The organism is Finegoldia magna (genome assembly GCF_018371055.1).
Lineage (GTDB): Bacteria > Bacillota > Clostridia > Tissierellales > Peptoniphilaceae > Finegoldia > Finegoldia magna_I.
This window is the reverse complement of sequence record NZ_JAGYZD010000149.1, coordinates 1-4,333: the sequence shown is the minus strand read 5'-3', so window position 1 is coordinate 4,333 and position 4,333 is coordinate 1. Positions and strand designations below refer to the sequence as shown.

Genomic DNA, 4,333 nt, shown 5'->3' with positions numbered 1-4,333 from the left:
GGGAATTGCAAATCTTCTCCACCAGCGTGAATGTCGATAGTGTCACCCAAAATTGATTTACTCATTACAGAGCATTCCAAGTGCCAACCAGGTCTTCCCATTCCCCATGGACTTTCCCAAGCCGGTTCACTTTCTTCTTTTCTCTTTTTCCACAAAGCAAAATCCATTGGATTTTTCTTTTCGCTATTTACATCAATTCTCGCTCCAGCACGTAAATCATCGATATTTTTCTTGGATAATTTGCCATAATCTTTTGCTTTTGTTATATCGAAGTACACATTGCCATCGACATTGTAAGCTGCACCTTTGTCTTCCAAAGTTTTCACAAATTTAATCATTTCATCGATATATTCAGTAGCTTTTGGATGAATTGTGTCTTCTTCGTCAAAATTAAGTCCCGATACATTGTCCAAATAAGCTTCAATGTATTTCTTGGTGATTTCTCTGAAGTCTATATCTTCATCTTTCGCCTTATTTATGATTTTGTCGTCGATATCAGTGAAGTTGCTTACAAATTTAACACTATATCCTTTGTAAATAAAATATCTTCTCAAAGTATCAAATACCACAATCGGTCTTGCATTTCCAACGTGAATATAATTATAAACTGTAGGACCACATACGTATATACCGACATTTTTTTCTTTTATTGGTTTGAATTCTTCCTTTTTTCGTGTCAGTGTATTGTATAACTTCATATCTTCTCCTATCTATTTAAAGCTTTGTTTATCCTATCTAAAACTTCTTGTTTTCCTAAAACTACCATAATAGAATCCAAGTCTGGTCCGTGAACATTTCCAGTAATTACAGCTCTTGTAGTCATCCACAAATCCTTGCCCTTGATTCCTGTTTTCTTTTGAACTCTCTTCATAACTCCTGATGCAAATTCTTTTTCGATTTCATCAACTGATTCGACTTCTTCTTTTAGTGCATTCATCAATTCTTCTAGTTTGTCGTAGTTTAAGAATTCCTTAGCATCATCATCCATTTCGTAATCCTTGAACAAGAATTCAACTTTTTCAGTAATCTCTGCCAAATAATCCAATTCTTCTTTGAATAATGAAGCAATTTCTAACAATTTGTAATCTGGATAATCTTCAGAAATCACACCATCTTCAACCAAGTATGGTTTTAACATCGCTGCTAATTCTTCGTTTTCTATTTCTTTTATATAATGTCTGTTAATCCAGTTTAATTTTTCTGTATCGAAAACTCCTCCAGACTTTGAAACTCTACTGAAATCAAATTTATGTTCCAATTCATCCATTGACATAATTTCTTGGTTATCTTCACTTGACCAACCTACTAAAGCTAGGTAATTGTCGATAGCTTCTGGTAAATATCCTTTTGTACGGAAATCTTTGACTGCAACGTCGTCATTTCTCTTAGATAATTTTTTGCCTGATTTGTTTAAAACAACTGGTAAGTGAACGAATTCTGGAACATCCCATCCGAAACATTGATACATATACACATGCTTTGCTGTTGAAGAAATCCATTCATCACCACGAACAATATGAGTAATTCCCATCAAATGGTCATCAACTACAACTGCGAAGTGATAAGTTGGAAATCCGTCTGATTTTATCAAAACTTGATCGTCCATATCATTAGTGTTGAAAGTAATCTTACCTTTAATCGCATCGTTAAATGTGATTTCTTTGTTTTCAGGAAGTTTCAATCTAATAACATATTCTTCGCCGTTTGCAATTCTCTTCTTAGCATCTTCAACACTAATTCCTCTGCAAAGACCGTCATATTTTGGCATTAAGCCGTCTGCTTTTTGTTGTGCTTTTACTTGATCCAATCTTTCTTTTGAGCAGAAACAATAATATGCGTAACCCTTTTCGATTAATTCATCGATATATTTTTGGTACAAACCTTGTTTTACTCTGTCAGATTGAACGTAAGGGCCACATTCTCCAACTTCAGTTACGTTTCCTTCATCATCAAGAACAACTCCTTCGTCCGGATCAAGCCCTGCCCATTTTAATTGTTCCAATAAATTTTCGATAGCACCATCAACATATCTAGTTCTATCAGTATCTTCAATTCTCAAAAGAAATTTTCCGTTATTTCTTTTAGCATACAAATAATTATATAAAGCTGTTCTAAGTCCACCAATGTGCAAAAATCCTGTTGGACTTGGAGCAAATCTTACTCTTACTTCACTCATAATATCCTCCATAAAAAATAAATTTAACTTATTTTATTATATCACAAATAGCCAAAATCAGCATTTATAAATAAACTCAACGCAATTATTTCGCCAAATTTTTTACCCAAATTTTCTTTCCAACTAAATACAATCCCAAAATAACCTTGTACAAATCAATCACAGAGATTACCAAATACATCAACACCACATTTAAATCTGTAAATTTTGCCAACAAAAACGAAATTGGATACGAAATTAAAACAATTCCTACAGAATCAAAAAGCAAAGTCAGAACTGTTTTGCCTCCACTTCTGAGCGTAAAATATGACGCATTGTACAAAGCAGAAATCCACAAAAACGCTCCACCAACTCTAAGCATATTTGTAGCCATCGATTTTACATCATCATTAGTGTTATAAAATTCTGGAAAAAGTGGTGCCAAAATAATTAACACAATTCCAACTACAAGTGCCAACATCAGTGAGAACACGATTAATTTTCTGTCTGTGTCAACTGCCTCATCTATTTCTCCACTACCTAAAAGTCTTCCTACCATAATTGAAATACAATCTCCCATCGCCAAATTAAAAACGATGAAAAGTCCTATAATTGTCTGAGAAATATTGTACGCAGCCAAAGCTTCAATTCCTCTTGTTGAATAAGATTGTGTAATCGCAGCAATCCCCAAAGAATACAAAACTTCATTGATTATCAAAGGGATTCCCGCAACAGTTATATTCTTGAAAAGCCCTGTATCGACATGGAAATTTTTGAAAAAATTAGAATAAAATGTAAACCTAAGTTTGTTTTTGTTTGCAAAATAAATAAACAATGAAAGTTCAACAAATCTTGAAATAACAGTCGCAATCGCAGCGCCCTTTGGTCCTAATGCAGGAAAACCTAAAAGTCCGAAAATCAAAACCAAGTTGAACACAAAATTCACTAAAACAGTAATAATCGACGTTATCATCGGAAGTCTAGTTTCGCCATTCACTCTCATTGAGGATGAGATGGATTGTGAAAAAGCAAAAGGAATAAATCCTATAGTCATTATCTTGGTATAATCTAGTGCAAACTTCATAGTAGTATTAATATTTTTTACAGTATCTGTATCTGGATTCATAAATAAATACAATAATTTCTCGCCAAAAACCCAGAAAATTAACACGCTAATCACAGAAACGATAAAAGATAACACCACATCAAAATACAAACAGTTTTGTACATTCTTGTAATCTTTCTTACCTGCAAATTGTGCCGCAAAAATACTAGCCGCTGACACAAGTCCGAAAATTGCCAAGTTAAATACAGTAATCAATTGGTTAGCAACAGAAACTCCACTCATCGCAAAAGTTCCAGTCTGTCCAACCATAATATTGTCCAACATATTTACAAACGATGTAATAAGTTGCTGAATAATAATTGGAATTGCTAGTATCAACACACCTTTGTAGAAATTTTTATTCCCGAAAAACTTACTCTTCTTTAATGCTAAATTCAATCTATCCCTCCTTCAAATTCTTTATGTAATAATAGTGGCAAAGTTTATTTGTTCCATCAAAGTTTTCATACAGATGTTCACCATAAAATTGGAACCCACATTTTTCAATAACTCTTGCACTCTTTTTATTCTCAACAAAACAATTGCAAGAAACATAATCGTAATCCAAATCCTTTAGCAAATGATTTACAAAACACTTCACAACCTTTGTCATAATCCCACGATTCCAATAATTTTTGTTCAGACTGTAGCCAATTTCAACGCCTGTTTTCCCTTCAAATTCTAGTTTTTCGTACAAATAATCGTCTTCGTATACTCCAATCATTCCTATCAGTTTGTCTTCCTGAAAAATACCATATTCTAATTTTAAATCGATGAAATCTTTGAGAATTTTCTTAGATTGTTCGATTGTTTTATGTGGTTTCCAGCCCGCAGATGGTCCCACCTCATTTTGCATAGCGTATTCATAGAAATCTCTCAAATATTTAATTTCCAACGCTTTTATTTCTATATCTTCACATTTTAAAATAAAATCTTCGTATTTCATTTATATCTCCAAATTTTTTCAATCTATTTAATAATATATCTTTAAAAATTGGAAGTCAATCGATTTTAAAACAAGATTTCTTCAAACAAAAAAGAGCCCTTTCGGACTCTTAATTAAATGAATTTTC

The 4,333-nt window shown here is 32.9% G+C and carries 4 protein-coding genes; all 4 read right to left on the bottom strand.

Annotated features, from left to right (window positions below):
* A partial coding sequence (gene cysS / locus KHW44_RS06820; protein ID WP_304067606.1) for a cysteine--tRNA ligase occupies window positions 1–698 on the bottom strand: 698 nt, incomplete at its 3' end.
* A gap of 8 nt (window positions 699–706) precedes the next feature.
* A complete protein-coding gene (gltX, locus tag KHW44_RS06815) occupies window positions 707–2,176 on the bottom strand; it encodes a glutamate--tRNA ligase (protein ID WP_281682613.1) in 1,470 nt (489 codons plus the stop codon).
* Window positions 2,177–2,261: 85 nt separating this feature from the next.
* Window positions 2,262–3,659, bottom strand: a complete 1,398-nt coding sequence (locus KHW44_RS06810; protein WP_304067600.1) for an MATE family efflux transporter — start codon at window positions 3,657–3,659, stop codon at window positions 2,262–2,264.
* A gap of 1 nt (window position 3,660) precedes the next feature.
* On the bottom strand, window positions 3,661–4,206 hold the full coding sequence (locus KHW44_RS06805; protein ID WP_304067597.1) for a GNAT family N-acetyltransferase: 546 nt from the start codon (window positions 4,204–4,206) through the stop codon (window positions 3,661–3,663).
* Window positions 4,207–4,333: the final 127 nt, after the last annotated feature.